The 16,028-nt window shown below is 47.6% G+C and carries 14 protein-coding genes; all 14 read right to left on the bottom strand.

Annotation, left to right across the window (positions count from 1 at the left end; translation table 11 throughout):
* Window positions 1–3: 3 nt before the first annotated feature.
* On the bottom strand, window positions 4–291 hold the full coding sequence (gene rplW, locus A3841_RS16190; RefSeq protein WP_073853798.1) for a 50S ribosomal protein L23: 288 nt from the start codon (window positions 289–291) through the stop codon (window positions 4–6).
* Complete coding sequence (gene rplD, locus A3841_RS16185; protein ID WP_073853796.1) at window positions 291–920, bottom strand: 50S ribosomal protein L4; 630 nt, start codon at window positions 918–920, stop codon at window positions 291–293. The genes rplW and rplD overlap by 1 nt, the downstream gene beginning before the upstream one ends.
* A 1-nt stretch (window position 921) precedes the next feature.
* A complete protein-coding gene (gene rplC, locus A3841_RS16180) occupies window positions 922–1,539 on the bottom strand; it encodes a 50S ribosomal protein L3 (protein ID WP_073853794.1) in 618 nt (205 codons plus the stop codon).
* A gap of 179 nt (window positions 1,540–1,718) precedes the next feature.
* On the bottom strand, window positions 1,719–2,024 hold the full coding sequence (gene rpsJ, locus A3841_RS16175; protein ID WP_007654312.1) for a 30S ribosomal protein S10: 306 nt from the start codon (window positions 2,022–2,024) through the stop codon (window positions 1,719–1,721).
* A 9-nt stretch (window positions 2,025–2,033) separates the two neighbouring features.
* Complete coding sequence (gene fusA, locus A3841_RS16170; protein WP_073853792.1) at window positions 2,034–4,136, bottom strand: elongation factor G; 2,103 nt, start codon at window positions 4,134–4,136, stop codon at window positions 2,034–2,036.
* Window positions 4,137–4,139: 3 nt separating this feature from the next.
* Complete coding sequence (rpsG, locus tag A3841_RS16165) at window positions 4,140–4,607, bottom strand: 30S ribosomal protein S7 (protein WP_073853789.1); 468 nt, start codon at window positions 4,605–4,607, stop codon at window positions 4,140–4,142.
* Between the two features lie 18 nt (window positions 4,608–4,625).
* Window positions 4,626–5,039 carry a 30S ribosomal protein S12 gene (gene rpsL / locus A3841_RS16160; protein WP_073853787.1) on the bottom strand — a complete coding sequence of 138 codons (414 nt, stop codon included), beginning with the start codon at window positions 5,037–5,039 and terminating at the stop codon, window positions 4,626–4,628.
* A 104-nt stretch (window positions 5,040–5,143) separates the two neighbouring features.
* A complete protein-coding gene (locus A3841_RS16155) occupies window positions 5,144–5,461 on the bottom strand; it encodes a DUF3467 domain-containing protein (RefSeq protein WP_073853785.1) in 318 nt (105 codons plus the stop codon).
* A 6-nt stretch (window positions 5,462–5,467) separates the two neighbouring features.
* Window positions 5,468–9,784, bottom strand: a complete 4,317-nt coding sequence (rpoC, locus tag A3841_RS16150) for a DNA-directed RNA polymerase subunit beta' (RefSeq protein ID WP_073853783.1) — start codon at window positions 9,782–9,784, stop codon at window positions 5,468–5,470.
* A gap of 103 nt (window positions 9,785–9,887) precedes the next feature.
* Complete coding sequence (gene rpoB / locus A3841_RS16145) at window positions 9,888–13,760, bottom strand: DNA-directed RNA polymerase subunit beta (protein WP_073853781.1); 3,873 nt, start codon at window positions 13,758–13,760, stop codon at window positions 9,888–9,890.
* Window positions 13,761–13,920: 160 nt separating this feature from the next.
* Window positions 13,921–14,301 (bottom strand): 50S ribosomal protein L7/L12, encoded by a 381-nt coding sequence (gene rplL / locus A3841_RS16140; RefSeq protein WP_073853779.1) that lies wholly within the window; start codon window positions 14,299–14,301, stop codon window positions 13,921–13,923.
* A gap of 44 nt (window positions 14,302–14,345) precedes the next feature.
* Window positions 14,346–14,870, bottom strand: coding sequence for a 50S ribosomal protein L10 (rplJ, locus tag A3841_RS16135; protein WP_073853777.1), 525 nt, complete (start codon window positions 14,868–14,870; stop codon window positions 14,346–14,348).
* A 4-nt stretch (window positions 14,871–14,874) separates the two neighbouring features.
* Window positions 14,875–15,567: a 50S ribosomal protein L1 gene (gene rplA, locus A3841_RS16130; protein WP_073853775.1), complete on the bottom strand. Its 693-nt coding sequence runs from the start codon at window positions 15,565–15,567 to the stop codon at window positions 14,875–14,877.
* 16 nt (window positions 15,568–15,583) lie between these two features.
* Window positions 15,584–16,027, bottom strand: coding sequence for a 50S ribosomal protein L11 (rplK, locus tag A3841_RS16125; protein WP_073853773.1), 444 nt, complete (start codon window positions 16,025–16,027; stop codon window positions 15,584–15,586).
* Window position 16,028 lies beyond the last annotated feature (1 nt).

The raw sequence follows: 16,028 nt of genomic DNA, 5'->3' as shown, positions 1-16,028 counted from the left end.
TAATTATATGCCGCTGTAAAAGTCTATTACTTCGCCCTCTTTCAGGGTTACAATTGCCTTCTTGATCAGAGAGGTACGGCCAGTTACGGCTCCAGACTTCGTGTACTTGGTCTTTTTCTTACCGATAGAGCGCATTGTCGACACTTTGTCAACCGTTACACCATACATCTTTTCAACTGCCTTTTTGATCTCTACTTTATTGGCATTTTTCTCTACCTCAAAAGCATATTTACCAACCTCGTTCAAGGCAGCGTACTTTTCAGTAATAATTGGTCTTTTCAGAACGTTCATTATTTCGCGCTAAGGAGGTTTTCTAATTCATTTACTGACTGCTCTACAAGCAGAAGCTTCTCTGTGTTCAGCAGGTCATAAGTATTCACATCCTTTACAGTAGCTACTTTTACCTTTGGCAGGTTTCTACCTGAAAGAACGATGTTCTTATCAACAGCAGGAAGTACTATCAGCGTTTTGCCAGTTGACTTCAGGTTGTCCAGAATACCTCTGAATTCCTTTGCCTTAGGAGCCTCCATAGAGAACGACTCAACCAGGGCCACACGATTGTCACGTGCTAACAGAGAAAGAGCTGAAAGACGCGCTACACGCTTTAGCTTCTTGTTTAATTTGAAGCTGTAGTTTCTTGGTTTTGGACCGAACACGCGACCACCTCCAACAAATACTGGAGACTTGATGCTACCGGCACGGGCACCGCCTGTACCTTTCTGCTTTTTGATCTTCTTCGTTGAGCCTGCAACCTCGTTACGCTCTTTTGACTTGTGCGTACCCTGTCTTTGGTTAGCCAGGTACTGCTTCACGTCAAGATACATGGCATGCTCATTTGGCTCAAGTCCAAAAATAGCATCAGAAAGAGTCACCTTTCTGCCTGTATCTTCACCTTTAATATTTAATACAGAGAGCTCCATTTTATTTCTCAATTAACACGTAAGAATTTCTGGCACCAGGAACAGAGCCACTAACTACAATAAGGTTTCTTTCAGCGATGATGCGCAGAACAGTAAGATTTTGAATCTTAACTCTGTTGCCGCCCATTCTACCTGCCATGCGCATACCTTTGAATACTCTTGATGGCCAAGAACATGCACCGATTGAACCCGGGTGTCTTGCTCTGTTGTGCTGACCGTGGGTCTGGCCGCCAACACCGGCAAAGTTGTGGCGCTTTACAACACCTTGAAAACCTTTACCTTTAGATGTACCTACTACATCCACGAATTCGCCTTCTTCGAACAGGGTAGCATCTACTGTGTCACCCAGGCTGTAAGAAACGCCTTCTACATCAAATTCAGCTACCTTCTTCTTGGGAGCAGTATTAGCCTTTTGGTAGTGACCAGCTTCCGCCTTTGTAACTCTTTTGAGTTTCTTGTCACCATAGCCAATCTGCACTGCAGCGTAGCCGTCATTCTCAACCGTCTTCACCTGAGTAACTACACACGGACCTGCTTGGATAAGCGTTACTGGTGTGTATTTACCATCTGCTGTGAAGAGGCTTGTCATTCCGATTTTTTTACCGATAATTCCAGGCATTCAACTTTTGTTTAGAGATGGATACAATAATTCATTGCCCCCTATTTTCGCTAAGGGAGTGCAAAGTTAATAATTTTTTAGGCTTCTTTTCAAACTTTCTCTAAAATATTTATTCTCAAGCAGGTATAAAAAAAGAGGAGAGCCTAGACCCTCCTCTTTTTTTATTATATATGATGTTATCAAACTTTGATTTCAACATCAACTCCACTTGGCAACTCAAGTTTCATCAGTGCATCTACAGTTTTAGAGCTTGTAGAGTAAATATCTACTAATCTCTTGTAAGTGCAAAGCTGAAACTGCTCGCGAGACTTCTTGTTCACGTGTGGTGAACGAAGAACTGTAAACTTATCCTTCTCGGTTGGAAGTGGAATTGGCCCACTCACGATAGCACCAGTCGCTTTTACTGCTTTTACGATCTTCTCTGATGATTTATCCACCAGGTTATGATCATAAGACTTAAGCTTTATTCTTATTTTCTGATTCATCTTATAATACTATTTAGCTGCTGTTCCTTTTATTTTAGCAACGATGGCTTCGGCCAGGTTTTGCGGTACTTGCTCATAATGGGCGAAAGTAAGGGAGGCAGTCGCTCTTCCTGAAGTGATTGTACGCAGATCTGTTACGTAACCGAAAAGTTCAGATAGTGGAACATCAGCTTTCACTACAGTTGCAGTTCCTTTTGTATCCATACCTTTCATGATACCTCTTCTTCTGTTCAAGTCACCAGTTACAGGACCTGTGTATTCATCAGGGGTAACCACGTCAACGGCCATAATTGGCTCGAGAAGTTTAGGAGCACACTGCTTACCTGCCTCCTTAAAGCCCTGACGAGCAGCCAATTCAAATGACAAGGAATCAGAGTCTACATCGTGGAATGAACCATGGAACAGACGCACCTTCATGGAGTCAATAGGGAAGCCAGCCAGAATACCGTTCTTCATAGCATCTTCAAAGCCTTTCTGAACAGCTGGAATGAATTCTCTCGGAATCACACCACCTACGATGCCATTAACAAACTCGAGGCCTGGTTTGCCATCCTCACGTGGTCCCATTTCAAACACGATATCGGCAAACTTACCACGACCACCGGATTGCTTCTTGAATACCTCACGGTGCTCAACGCTTTTGGTGATTGTCTCTTTGTAAGCCACCTGCGGTGCACCCTGGTTCAGTTCTACCTTGAACTCACGCTTCATGCGTTCGATGATGATCTCCAGGTGAAGCTCACCCATACCACGTAGGATCGTCTGACCAGTTTCCTCGTCTGTGTTCACCTGCAATGTTGGATCCTCTTCAATAAGTTTGGCAATCGCCATACCCATTTTATCCGCGTCAGCTTGAGACTTAGGCTCAATAGCATAACCAATTACCGGCTCAGGGAAATCCATGGACTCCAGTACGATCTTCGCATTCTGATCACACAGCGTGTCCCCGGTCTTGATATCCTTAAATCCTACTACCGCACCGATATCTCCTGCTTCCAGTCTTTCGATCTGGTTCTGCTTATTGGCATGCATCTGGAAGATGCGGGAGATACGCTCCTTGTTATTGGAACGTGTGTTGAAAACATATGATCCTGACTCGAGTACTCCGGAGTAGGCTCTTACAAAGCAAAGACGTCCTACGTATGGGTCTGTGGCAATTTTAAATGCCAGGCCAGCGAAAGGCTCTTCTACACTTGGCTTGCGGGAAATCTCCTGCTCCGTGTCCGGGTTGATACCCTTGATGTTATCTCTGTCCAAAGGCGATGGAATTAATGCCATAACGTAGTCAAGCATCGTCTGTACACCTTTGTTTTTGAATGAGGAACCGCAGAGCATTGGCACAATAGCCATGTCAATGGTAGCAGCACGCAGAGCAGCTAGGATCTCATCTTCTGTGATCGAATTTGGATCTTCGAAGTATTTCTCCATCAGCGTCTCATCATACTCGGCTACAGCTTCCAGGAGTTTCTCTCTGTATTCTTCTGCTTCCTCAACCATGTCATCCGGAATCGGAACCTCAGTAAAGGTCATGCCTTTATCTGATTCATTCCAGATGATACCACGGTTATTAACAAGATCCACTACACCCTTGAAGTTATCTTCAGAGCCGATTGGAAGCTGAAGGGCTACTGCATTGCTACCAAGCATTTCCTTTACTTGCTTGCAAACACCCAGGAAGTCTGCACCTGAACGGTCCATCTTGTTAACGAAGCCGATACGTGCTACCTTATAGTTGTCAGCCAGGCGCCAGTTGGTCTCAGACTGTGGCTCTACACCATCTACAGCCGAGAAAAGGAATACCAGACCATCCAATACGCGCAATGAGCGGTTTACCTCTACGGTAAAGTCCACGTGACCTGGCGTATCGATGATGTTGATATGATAGTTATTATTTCTGTATGGCCAGCTTACTGTTACAGCGGCAGAAGTAATAGTGATACCACGCTCCTGCTCCTGCTCCATCCAGTCTGTTGTAGCAGAACCCTCGTGCGTTTCACCTAACTTGTGAGATTTACCTGTATAGTAAAGTATACGCTCCGTTGTCGTGGTCTTGCCGGCATCAATGTGCGCGGCAATACCGATATTCCTTGTATATCTTAAATCTCTTGCCATCGATTAAAATCTAAAGTGTGAGAATGCTTTGTTCGCTTCTGCCATTCTGTGCGTGTCGTCTTTTTTCTTCACGCCAGCACCTTCACCTTTAGCAGCTGCGATAATCTCACCTGCTAATCTATCTTTCATTGTCTTCTCACCTCTCTTGCGAGCGTATGATATCATCCACTTGATACCAAGAGATACTCTGCGGTCCGGACGAACCTCAGTCGGCACTTGGAAAGTAGCACCCCCTACCCTGCGGCTTTTAACTTCGACGCTAGGCATGATGTTGTTCAATGCCTTCTTCCAAGTCTCAAGACCGTTTTCTTTTGTTCTTTGCTCTACTAGTTCTACAGCATCGTAGAAGATTCCGTAGGCAACACTTTTCTTTCCGTCTTCCATCAGGTAGTTAACGAAACGTGTTACCAGGGTCTCTTTGTATTTAGGATCAGGAAGGAGTATTCTACTTTTCGGCTTTGCTTTTCTCATTGTATTAAAACGCTATGATTATTTCTTTTTACCTTTTCCTGCAGCTGCAGCCGCCTGTCCTGGTTTTGGTCTCTTCGCACCATACTTAGAGCGCGACTGAAGACGGCCATTTACACCGGCTGTATCCAGCGCTCCACGTACGATGTGGTAACGTACACCTGGCAGGTCTTTTACCCTACCCCCTCTGATCAGCACAATGGAGTGCTCCTGAAGGTTGTGGCCTTCACCTGGGATATAGGCGTTCACTTCTTTGCCGTTCGTAAGCCTCACCCTAGCTACTTTACGCATAGCTGAGTTTGGTTTCTTAGGCGTAGTGGTATATACTCTTGTACATACCCCACGGCGCTGCGGGCATGAATCTAGGGCCGGAGATTTAGAGTTATAAGTTAACTTTTCTCTTCCCTTTCTTACTAATTGCTGTATAGTAGGCATTTATAATTTGTTAATTATAGATTTTTCCACTTTTGAATTTGGTCTGCAAAGGTATAAAATTCGCCTTGCAAATTCAAAATTTTAATTCATTAATTCTCTGCACCTTAGGCCTCCCCCACTGTTCCCCCGAAGTTCATCGGGAAGGATGGAGCATCCTGAGACTGCTTTATTTCGCCAAAGCTGCTCTCAAATTTCTTGACGTTATCAGCCAGAGCAGCCAAAAGTCTCTTGGCATGCTCTGGTGTGATAACAATTCTTGATTTGACTTTCGCTTTTGGCATACCTGGCATCAACCTTATAAAATCAATCACAAACTCGCTGCTCGAATGCGCGATCATAGCGAGATTTGCATACTCGCCCTCGGCCACCTCTTCTGATAGCTCGATGTTGATTTGATTCTGTTTCTGCAGATCTTCTGCCATGGCTACTTACTTGTTTTGTAGTTCCTGCTGCCTTGGCTTCGCCGATGTCTTTTTCGACTCAACAAGCGCCTCATACTCCTCCTTGCTTCCCACTATCAGGTTTTGGTATTCTCTCAGACCAGTTCCAGCCGGAATCAGGTGGCCAACGATTACGTTCTCCTTTAGTCCAAGCAGTTCGTCCGCCTTACCTTTGATCGCTGCTTCGCTCAGTACTTTAGTAGTTTCCTGGAACGAGGCTGCAGAGATAAAGCTTTGCGTACCCAAAGAGGCCTGCGTAATACCCTGCAGTGTTGGACGTGAAACAGATGGTTGTGCATCACGCACTGTCACCAGTCTCATGTCGCGGCGCTTCAGGCTTGAGTTCTCGTCACGCAGCCTGCGCGGCGTCACGATCTGGCCTGGCTTCAGGTTGGCGGAGTCACCGGCATCCTCTACCACTTTCATGTCGATGATGTGATCGTTCTCCTCCATGAAGGTAATCTTATCCACGGTCTGATGCTCCAGGAAACTTGTATCGCCTGGGTCAACAACAACGACCTTCTGCATCATCTGGCGAACTACCACCTCAATGTGCTTGTCGTTGATCTTCACACCCTGCAAGCGGTATACTTCCTGTATCTCATTCACCAGGTACTCCTGTACGGCGCCTGGCCCCTGGATATTCAGGATGTCTGTTGGCGTAATAGCACCGTCAGACAATGGCATACCTGCCCGTATGAAGTCGTTATCCTGCACCAGGATGTGCTTAGAGAGTGGCACCATGTACTTCTTCTTCACACCGTCCTTGGACTCAATATAGATTTCACGGTTACCTCGCTTCACGCTGCCATAAGTCACCACACCGTCTATCTCAGACACCACCGCTGGGTTGGAAGGGTTACGTGCCTCGAACAACTCTGTCACGCGTGGCAGACCACCTGTGATGTCTCTTGTTTTACCGATAGCACGCGGGATCTTAACCAGAATCTGACCGGCTTTGATCTTCTCACCATTTTCAACCGTTAAGTGAGCTCCCACCGGAATGTTATATCCTTTTGGCTCGCCATTTTTCGGATTAACCACAATGGCAGGGTTCTGTGTCTTGTCTTTTGTATCGACAATCACTTTCTCCCGGTAACCTGTCTGCTCATCAGACTCCTCACGGTAGGTTACACCTTCAATGATCGACTCGTAAGTAATCTCACCGTCAAACTCTGAAAGTATAACTGCGTTATATGGATCCCAGTTACACAGCACTGTTCCCTTCTCCACAACCTGTCCTTCATTTACATGCAGGAAGGAGCCATAAGGCACGTGGTTGCTGATCAACAGCTTGCCAGTGTTGGGATCTACGACTTTTACCTCGCCTGAACGTCCCATCACTACTTTTACCGGCTCCCCTTCGTTATTCACCGTATCCAGTGAGCGGATATCTTCAAACTCGACCTTACCGCCGAACTTGGCCATGATAGTTGCCTCTACTGCAATGTTTGAAGCCGTACCACCTACGTGGAATGTGCGGAGTGTCAGCTGTGTACCAGGCTCACCGATAGACTGTGCGGCAATTACACCAACAGCCTCGCCTTTCTGCACCATAAAACCTGTCGCCAGGTTACGGCCGTAGCACTTGGCGCAGATACCGCGCTTAGACTCGCATGTCAGCACAGAGCGTATTTCCACAGCCTCGATTGCCGTGTTCTCAATATTTCGGGCAACATCCTCTGTTATCTCGGCACCAGACTCAACGATCAATTCATTTGTGATCGGGTCATACACATCGTGTACAGCCACTCGCCCAAGGATACGTTCGGACAGTGATTCCACGATATCTTCGTTGTCCTTCAGGGCGCTCACTTCCAGGCCGCGCAGTGTACCGCAGTCTTCCTCGTTCACAATCACGTCCTGCGACACGTCTACCAGACGACGGGTCAGGTAACCAGCATCCGCCGTCTTAAGGGCCGTATCGGCTAGACCTTTACGGGCACCGTGTGTGGAGATGAAGTACTCGATTACATCCAGACCTTCCTTAAAGTTAGAAAGGATCGGGTTTTCGATAATTTCACCTACTGAACCTTGAAGAGACTTCTGAGGCTTCGCCATCAGACCTCGCATACCACCTAACTGACGAATCTGCTCTCTTGAACCACGGGCTCCGGAGTGCATCATCATGAAGATTGAGTTAAAGCCCTGATCTTCATTTTCCAGACGCCGCATCAACGTTTCAGTAATCTGGTTGTTGATACGCGTCCAGATATCAATTACCTGGTTGTAACGCTCATTATCTGTGATCAGACCCATAGAGTAGTTCTGCCATACAGCATCTACATCTTTTTTAGCCTGCTCAACAAGAATCTCTTTCTCAGCCGGGATGTTAATATCACCCAGTCCCATTGACAGACCGCCTTTGTAGGCAGACTGGAATCCAAGCGTCTTGATATCATCCAGGAACTGAGCGGTACGTGCCATACCTGTTTCTTTGAATACTCTGGAAATTACCTGCTGCAGTTTTTTCTTTGTCAGAAGCTCATCCAGGTAGCCCACCTGTTCAGGCACGAACTGGTTAAAGATTACGCGTCCGGCAACTGTCTCAATCAATTTGAACTCCAGTTCGCCTTTCTCGTTCCTCACCGTGGTTCTCACCTTGATGTAGGCGTGCTTCGATATTCTTCCTTCGTTGATGGCAATGATCACTTCCTCCGCAGAGTAAAAGCTCATCCCTTCGCCAGCAATGTTCTCATTCTCTGTGCTACGCTTTCCTTTGGTTACATAGTATAAACCTAGTACCATGTCCTGAGAAGGCACTGCAATTGGGGCGCCGTTCGCAGGGTTCAGGATGTTGTGTGAGGCAAGCATCAGCATAGAGGCTTCCAGTACAGCAGCAGGCCCTAGTGGAACGTGCACCGCCATCTGGTCACCGTCAAAGTCGGCGTTAAAGGCCGTACACACCAGTGGGTGCAGCTGGATCGCCTTACCTTCGATCAGTTTTGGCTGGAAGGCCTGGATACCAAGTCTGTGGAGCGTAGGGGCACGGTTAAGGAGCACTGGATGGCCTTTCAGCACGTTCTCCAGGATATCCCAAACAACAGGGTCCTTACGATCTACTATTTTCTTGGCTGACTTTACCGTCTTCACGATACCTCTTTCGATCAGCTTGCGGATGATGAACGGCTTGAAAAGTTCCGCTGCCATGTTCTTTGGCAGACCGCACTCGTGCAGCTTCAGTTCAGGACCAACCACAATTACCGAACGGCCGGAGTAGTCCACACGCTTACCAAGTAAGTTCTGACGGAAACGTCCCTGCTTGCCTTTCAGCATATCGGAAAGTGACTTCAGCGCACGGTTACCTTCTGCACGAACAGCGTTCACTTTACGTGAGTTGTCGAACAGAGAGTCTACCGCTTCCTGCAGCATACGCTTCTCATTACGGAGAATTACTTCAGGAGCTTTGATCTCGATCAGACGCTTCAGACGGTTGTTACGGATAATAACACGACGGTACAAGTCGTTCAAGTCAGAAGTAGCAAAACGACCACCATCTAACGGAACAAGTGGACGAAGCTCTGGCGGAATAACAGGAACCATGCGGATGATCATCCACTCTGGTCTATTTTCGATTCTGGTAGCAGCGTCACGGAACGCCTCTACTACGCGCAGGCGCTTCAACGCCTCAGCTTTACGCTGCTGCGAAGTTTCATGTGCGGCAGCATGACGAAGTTCGTATGACAAGTCATCGAGGTTCGTGCGCTCCAACAGCATTTGTAATGCTTCAGCACCCATTTTCGCGATGAACTTGTTCGGATCGTTGTTATCCAGAATCTGGTTCTCGCGCGGCAGTTTATCCACCATGTCCAGGTACTCATCCTCAGTCAGGAAGTCCAGCGTATTCACGCCGTCTTCTGCAAGTATACCTGGCTGGATAACTACATATCTTTCATAGTAGATGATCTGGTCAAGCTTCTTTGTAGGTAAGCCTAACAGATATCCAATTTTGTTCGGAAGGGATTTGAAGTACCAGATGTGCGCTACCGGAACCACCAGTTCGATGTGGCCCATACGCTCGCGGCGCACTTTTTTCTCAGTCACCTCCACGCCGCAACGGTCGCAGATGATGCCCTTGTATCTGATTCTTTTATACTTTCCGCAGTGGCATTCCCAGTCCTTTACGGGGCCGAATATTCTTTCGCAGAACAGGCCGCCCATCTCAGGCTTGTAGGTTCTATAGTTTATGGTCTCAGGTTTTACCACCTCCCCGTTGGAACGCTCCAGGATTGACTCCGGTGAAGCCAAGCTGATGGTTACTTTCGAGAAGTCCTGAGATAGCTTTTTGTTTTTCGCAAATGCCATATTATTAGAATAATGTCGATACAATGAATATGCCTTACAGCTTAATCAGTATAAGTATGCAAAGCGCTTTGGCTAATGCCGCAGCGCTTTGCTTTATACTTTACTACTCCAGTGTTATCTCCAGAGCCAGGCCTCTTAACTCGTGAATCAGTACGTTGAATGATTCCGGTATATTTGGCTTTGGCAGCACGTCGCCTTTTACAATAGCCTCGTAGGCTTTTGCACGGCCTATCACGTCGTCTGACTTCACTGTAAGTATCTCTTGCAGCACGTTTGAAGCACCGAAGGCCTCCAGTGCCCACACCTCCATCTCACCGAAACGCTGTCCACCGAACTGGGCTTTACCGCCCAGTGGCTGCTGCGTGATCAATGAGTATGGTCCGATAGAACGGGCGTGCATCTTATCATCCACCAGGTGACCCAGCTTCAGCATGTAAATCACGCCTACTGTTACTGGCTGGTCGAACCTGTCGCCTGATAAGCCGTCGTACAGGTATGTTCTACCGAACTTTGGCAGGCCGGCCTCCGCCAATTCTGCGGACACCTGATCTTCCGTGGCGCCATCGAAGATTGGCGTTGCATACTTGCGGCCCAACTTCAGTCCTGCCCATCCAAGCACCGTCTCGTAGATCTGACCGATGTTCATCCTGGAAGGTACGCCCAGTGGGTTTAGCACGATGTCCATTGGCGTTCCATCTTCCAGGAACGGCATGTCCTCGTCGCGCACGATACGGGCTACAATACCCTTGTTACCGTGGCGTCCGGCCATCTTATCACCCACCTTCAGCTTACGCTTCTTGGCGATGTATACTTTGGCAAGCTGCACAATGCCTGCTGGTAGTTCGTCTCCCACCTCCAGCGTGAAACGCTCGCGCTTGAAGTGTGCTGAAACGATGTTGCGGCGCTTGTTATAGTTCTTCACCAGCTCCACCAGCATGCTGTTCACCTTCTCGTCTGCGCTCCAGTTTTCCAGGATCAGGTCTTTGAACATGTTCACCTCTTCCGGAACAGCGTAGTTGCTTTCGTCCTTGTAAGGGTTCTTCTCCGGGAACAACGCTTCTGTGATGTTCTTGCGGGAGAACTTTACGCCTTTGCTCAGTATTTCGTCGCCAAACTTGTGGCGGATACCCTGCGAGGTCTTGCCTTCCAGTAAAGCCACCAGCTTGTCCACCATCACGTTCTTGATAACGATCAGCTCCTTGGCATACTTTACCTTCAGCTCTTCTACCTCTTTCTTGGACTTGGCGCGCAGGTTCTTGTCTTTCTTCGGACGAGAGAACAACTTGGTCTCTATTACGACACCGTTCAGTGATGGCGGCGCCTTCAGCGAGGCATCCTTCACATCGCCGGCTTTATCCCCGAAGATCGCACGAAGCAGTTTCTCCTCCGGAGTCGGGTCTGTCTCTCCTTTCGGTGTGATCTTTCCGATCAGGATGTCTCCCTCACGAACCTCTGCACCAATGCGGATAATCCCGTTTTCATCCAGGTTACGAACAGCCTCTTCGCTCACGTTCGGAATCTCCGACGTCAGTTCTTCCTCGCCACGCTTCGTCTCACGTACCTCCAGCTCAAATTCCTCGATGTGGATGGACGTGAAGATGTCATCACGCACCACGCGCTCAGAGATCACGATGGCATCCTCGAAGTTATACCCTTGCCAAGGCATGAACGCCACCTGCATGTTTCTACCGATTGCCAGCTCCCCTTCGTTGGTAGCATAGCCTTCGCAAAGTGGCTCTCCCTTGGTTACGCGCTGGCCTTTCTTAACAAGCGGCGTCAGGTTGATGCAGGTATCCTGGTTCGTTCTTCTGAATTTAACCAGTTTATAGGTTACATATTCGGCATCAAAAGAAACAAGCTTCTCCTCTTCTGTCAGATCATACTTTACAATGATCCTGTTCGCATCCACAGAATCGATCACGCCTTCTCCTTCTGCAATCACCAGTGCTCTTGAGTCGATAGCGGCTCTTCTCTCCAGTCCGGTACCCACAATCGGGGCTTCCGGCTTCAGAAGTGGCACCGCCTGGCGCTGCATGTTCGAACCCATCAGGGCACGGTTAGCGTCGTCATGCTCCAGGAACGGGATAAGCGAGGCTGCCACCGATACGATCTGGTTCGGAGCAATGTCCATATAAGTATAAGTGGACGGTTCTTCTACAGGGAAGTCACCCTCAAATCTACCTTTCACTCTTTCATTGATGAAGTTGCCTTCATCGTCGATCAGCGCATTTGCCTGGGCAATGTGGTGTGTATCCTCTTCCTCAGCTGTCAGGTACTCCACTGTACCGTCCACCTGTACTTTTCCTTCCACCACCTTACGGTATGGTGTTTCTATAAAGCCCATGTGGTTCACGCGTGCGTGTACACACAGCGAAGAGATCAGGCCGATGTTTGGTCCCTCTGGTGTCTCGATTGTACAAAGGCGTCCATAGTGCGTGTAGTGTACGTCACGAACCTCAAAGCCTGCCCGCTCTCTGGAAAGACCGCCTGGTCCCAGCGCAGAAACACGGCGTTTGTGCGTCACTTCGGCCAGCGGGTTCGTCTGGTCCATGAACTGAGACAGCTGGTTGGTGCCAAAGAACGAGTTGATCACCGAAGACAGCGTACGCGCGTTGATCAGGTCAACCGGTTTGAAGTCCTCGTTATCACGCACGTTCATACGCTCCTTGATGGTACGGGCCATACGTGCCAGACCAACGCCGAACTGTGCATACAGCTGCTCGCCTACCGTTCTTACACGGCGGTTACTCAAGTGGTCGATATCATCCACTACAGCTCTGGAGTTGATCAGACCGATCAGGTATTTCACGATCAGAACGATATCCTCATTTGTCAGAACCTTGGCATCCCAGTTGCTGTCCAGACCAAGCTTCTTGTTAATTCTGTAGCGGCCTACTTCACCCAGGTCATAACGCTTATCGGAGAAGAACAGCTTCTGGATAATATCACGTGCCGTTTCCTCATCCGGAGCCTCTGTGTTACGAAGCTGGCGGTAAATCTGCTCTACGGCTTCTTTCTCAGAGTTAGAGTTATCCTTCTGAAGCGTGTTGTAGATAATAGCGTAATCAGCGATGTTCACGTTCTCGCGGTGCAGGATAATGGACTGCACCCCTGAGTTAAGTATAACATCAATATCGTCCGGACTGATCTCAGAGTCGCGCTCCAGAAGTACTTCGTTACGATCGATAGAAACTACCTCTCCTGTATCCTCATCCACGAAGTCCTCTGTCCATGTGCGCAGAACACGGGCAGCCAGTCGGCGTCCGATGGAGTTCTTCAATGTGCTCTTATCTGCCGGCACCTCCTCAGACAGCCCAAACAGGTCAAGGATGTCTTTGTCTGTACCGTAGCCGATGGCGCGTAGCAGCGTCGTTACCGGGAACTTCTTCTTACGGTCGATATACGCGTACATCACGTTATTCACGTCTGTCGCGAATTCTACCCAAGAGCCTTTGAAAGGTATGATTCTGGCGGAATAAAGCTTTGTTCCGTTAGTATGCTTGCTTTGTGCAAAGAACACGCCCGGGGAGCGGTGCAACTGCGATACAATAACACGTTCAGCCCCATTGATCACAAAGGAGCCTTTTTCGGTCATGTATGGAATGTTGCCCAGGAACACCTCCTGTTCAATCGTCTCAAAATCCTCGTTATCCTCATCGTTGCAGATCAGGCGAAGCTTTGCTTTTAACGGAACAGAGTAGGTAAGGCCCCTGTCGATGCTTTCATCCACAGAGTATTTTGGAGGATCTATATGATAGTCGATAAACTCCAGTACGAAGTTCTCGCGTGAATCTGAGATAGGAAAGTTCTCGGCGAACACCTTGAACAATCCTTCCTGCGCTCTATTCTCGGCCGGTGTCTCCAGCTGAAAGAAGTCCTGGAATGACTGCACCTGAACATCCAGAAAGTCAGGGTAGTCAATCACCGACTTTATAGAGGCAAAATTGATTCTATCTGTCGTTTTATTCTTAGCCAAAGCTTTGGAATTTTACGTTTATAATCATTTACAAGCACACAGAGTCCAAAACAGCTGTGGGCAAAAAAAAGATCCAATTAATTTGAATCTGTATACAAACAGGAAAAGACCTGACGAATATGCCAGGTCTACCTGTTTTCGGTATGTTGATAAAGCGGGATTATTTTACCTCCACTTCAGCACCAGCTTCTTCCAAAGATTTCTTCAGTGATTCAGCTTCGTTCTTGTCAACACCTTCTTTCAGTGCTTTAGGGGCGCTGTCAACTAATTCTTTAGCCTCTTTCAGACCAAGACCAGTCAGTTCTTTTACAAGCTTAACTACTGCTAGTTTCTGAGCACCAGCTGCCTTCAGGATTACGTCAAAAGAAGTTTTCTCTTCTGCAGCAGCTCCTCCTTCAGCAGCACCACCACCAGCAACCATCACTGGAGCAGCAGCAGCAGGCTCAATGCCATACTCATCCTTAAGGATAGTAGCTAGTTCGTTAACTTCTTTAACAGTCAAGTTTACTAACTGCTCAGCGAATGCTTTCAAATCTGCCATTTTTATAGAAATTAAAAGTTACTTATTGATTACGTTTTTTTAAATTATTCTTTTTCTGATAATGTTTTCAAGATGCCCGCTAGCTTACCGCCGCTGCTCTGAAGTGCGGAAACCACATTCTTAGCAGGCGACTGAAGAAGACCGATGATCTCGCCAATCAGCTCGTCCTTAGACTTAATCTCCGTGAGGGTCTTCAGTTGCTCATCGCCAACGAAGATCCCGCTGTCGATAAAAGCTCCTTTCAGGAGAGGTAGCGGATTGCCTTTTTTTCTGAAATCCTGAATCAGTTTCGCTGGTGCATTGCCTGACTCTTTTGAGAACAGGATACCGGAAGCGCCCTTTAAAACATCATCAAGCGCAGAAGTATCAGCTTCTAAAGTATCTAGCGCTTTCTTAATAAGTGTATTTTTGTACACTTTGTATTCGATACCACGATCGAATGCCATTCTTCTGAACGCGTTGATACCAGCTACGCTCATAGTAGAGGCATCAGTAATATAGAAGTAGTTTGTATTAGCTAACTTCTCGCTCAGGTCTTTAACAATTATCTCTTTTTCTTCCCTGGTCATGTTCTTAGATAGTTGCGTTCTTGTCAACGATTACGGCCGGGCTCATTGTACTGGACAATGTGATGCTCCTGATGTAAGTACCTTTAGCGGAAGAAGGCTTCAGACGGTTAAGTGTCTGAATTACCTCGTGTGCGTTGGCAGCAAGCTGCTCTGCAGAGAAGGAAACTTTACCAACACTCGTGTGGATGATACCGAATTTATCAACCTTAAAGTCGATCTTACCGGCTTTCACCTCTCTCACAGCTTTAGCTACATCCTGAGTTACTGTACCCGACTTAGGGTTTGGCATCAGGTTACGAGGACCCAGAATTCTTCCCAGACGACCAACTTTGGCCATTACGGCAGGCATGGTGATGATCACATCAACATCTGTCCAGCCTTTCTCGATCTTCTGGATATAGTCATCAAGGCCAACGTAGTCAGCGCCGGCGTCTTTTGCCTCCTGCTCTTTGTCAGGGGTAACTAACGCAAGTACCTTTATTTCTTTACCAGTTCCGTGCGGGAGCGTTACGATTCCACGAACCATTTGATCGGCCTTGCGTGGATCTACGCCCAAACGTACATCAATATCAACAGAGGCATCAAATTTTGTGAAGGTAATGTCCTTTACAACTGAAGCGGCATCTGTTAAAGAATACTCTTTTGCTAGATCGGCTTTGGCTAAAGCCGCTTTTCTATTTTTTGAAATCTTCGCCATTATCCTTTAACTGTTATTAAGCGTTCCACGGAGCTGTACCAGAAACTGTGATGCCCATGCTTCTTGCTGTACCGGCAACCATTTTCATAGCTGAGTCCAGTTCGAAAGCGTTCAAGTCAGGCATCTTCAGTTCCGCTATCTCACGAACCTGATCCCATGTAACTGAACCCACCTTGTTACGGTTTGGCTCTTTCGAACCACCCTTAATCTTAGCAGCATCCATTAACAATACCGGAGCAGGGGGCGTCTTAATAACGAAGTCGAAAGACTTATCTGCATATATTGTAATCAACACTGGTAACACTTGCCCGGGCTTATCCTGTGTTCTGGCGTTGAACTGCTTGCAGAACTCCATGATGTTAAGGCCTTTAGAGCCAAGTGCAGGTCCAATCGGTGGCGATGGGTTCGCGGCACCTCCCTTTACCTGAAGTTTCAGGTAACCTTTTATTTCCTTTGCCATT

The sequence above is a fragment of the Pontibacter flavimaris genome, from assembly GCF_001907195.1.
GTDB classification, from domain to species: domain Bacteria; phylum Bacteroidota; class Bacteroidia; order Cytophagales; family Hymenobacteraceae; genus Pontibacter; species Pontibacter flavimaris.
Note: the sequence above shows the minus strand (reverse complement) of the source record. Positions and strands in the feature narration are given on the sequence as shown.

What these genes read in the sequence shown, in the direction of transcription:
- rplW (WP_073853798.1), bottom strand. Translation starts at nt 291, where the DNA reads ATGAACGTTCTGAAAAGACCAATTATTACTGAAAAGTACGCTGCCTTG.
- rplD (WP_073853796.1), bottom strand. Translation starts at nt 920, where the DNA reads ATGGAGCTCTCTGTATTAAATATTAAAGGTGAAGATACAGGCAGAAAG.
- rplC (WP_073853794.1), bottom strand. Translation starts at nt 1,539, where the DNA reads ATGCCTGGAATTATCGGTAAAAAAATCGGAATGACAAGCCTCTTCACA.
- rpsJ (WP_007654312.1), bottom strand. Translation starts at nt 2,024, where the DNA reads ATGAATCAGAAAATAAGAATAAAGCTTAAGTCTTATGATCATAACCTG.
- fusA (WP_073853792.1), bottom strand. Translation starts at nt 4,136, where the DNA reads ATGGCAAGAGATTTAAGATATACAAGGAATATCGGTATTGCCGCGCAC.
- rpsG (WP_073853789.1), bottom strand. Translation starts at nt 4,607, where the DNA reads ATGAGAAAAGCAAAGCCGAAAAGTAGAATACTCCTTCCTGATCCTAAA.
- rpsL (WP_073853787.1), bottom strand. Translation starts at nt 5,039, where the DNA reads ATGCCTACTATACAGCAATTAGTAAGAAAGGGAAGAGAAAAGTTAACT.
- A3841_RS16155 (WP_073853785.1), bottom strand. Translation starts at nt 5,461, where the DNA reads ATGGCAGAAGATCTGCAGAAACAGAATCAAATCAACATCGAGCTATCA.
- rpoC (WP_073853783.1), bottom strand. Translation starts at nt 9,784, where the DNA reads ATGGCATTTGCGAAAAACAAAAAGCTATCTCAGGACTTCTCGAAAGTA.
- rplL (WP_073853779.1), bottom strand. Translation starts at nt 14,301, where the DNA reads ATGGCAGATTTGAAAGCATTCGCTGAGCAGTTAGTAAACTTGACTGTT.
- rplJ (WP_073853777.1), bottom strand. Translation starts at nt 14,870, where the DNA reads ATGACCAGGGAAGAAAAAGAGATAATTGTTAAAGACCTGAGCGAGAAG.
- rplA (WP_073853775.1), bottom strand. Translation starts at nt 15,567, where the DNA reads ATGGCGAAGATTTCAAAAAATAGAAAAGCGGCTTTAGCCAAAGCCGAT.
- rplK (WP_073853773.1), bottom strand. Translation starts at nt 16,027, where the DNA reads ATGGCAAAGGAAATAAAAGGTTACCTGAAACTTCAGGTAAAGGGAGGT.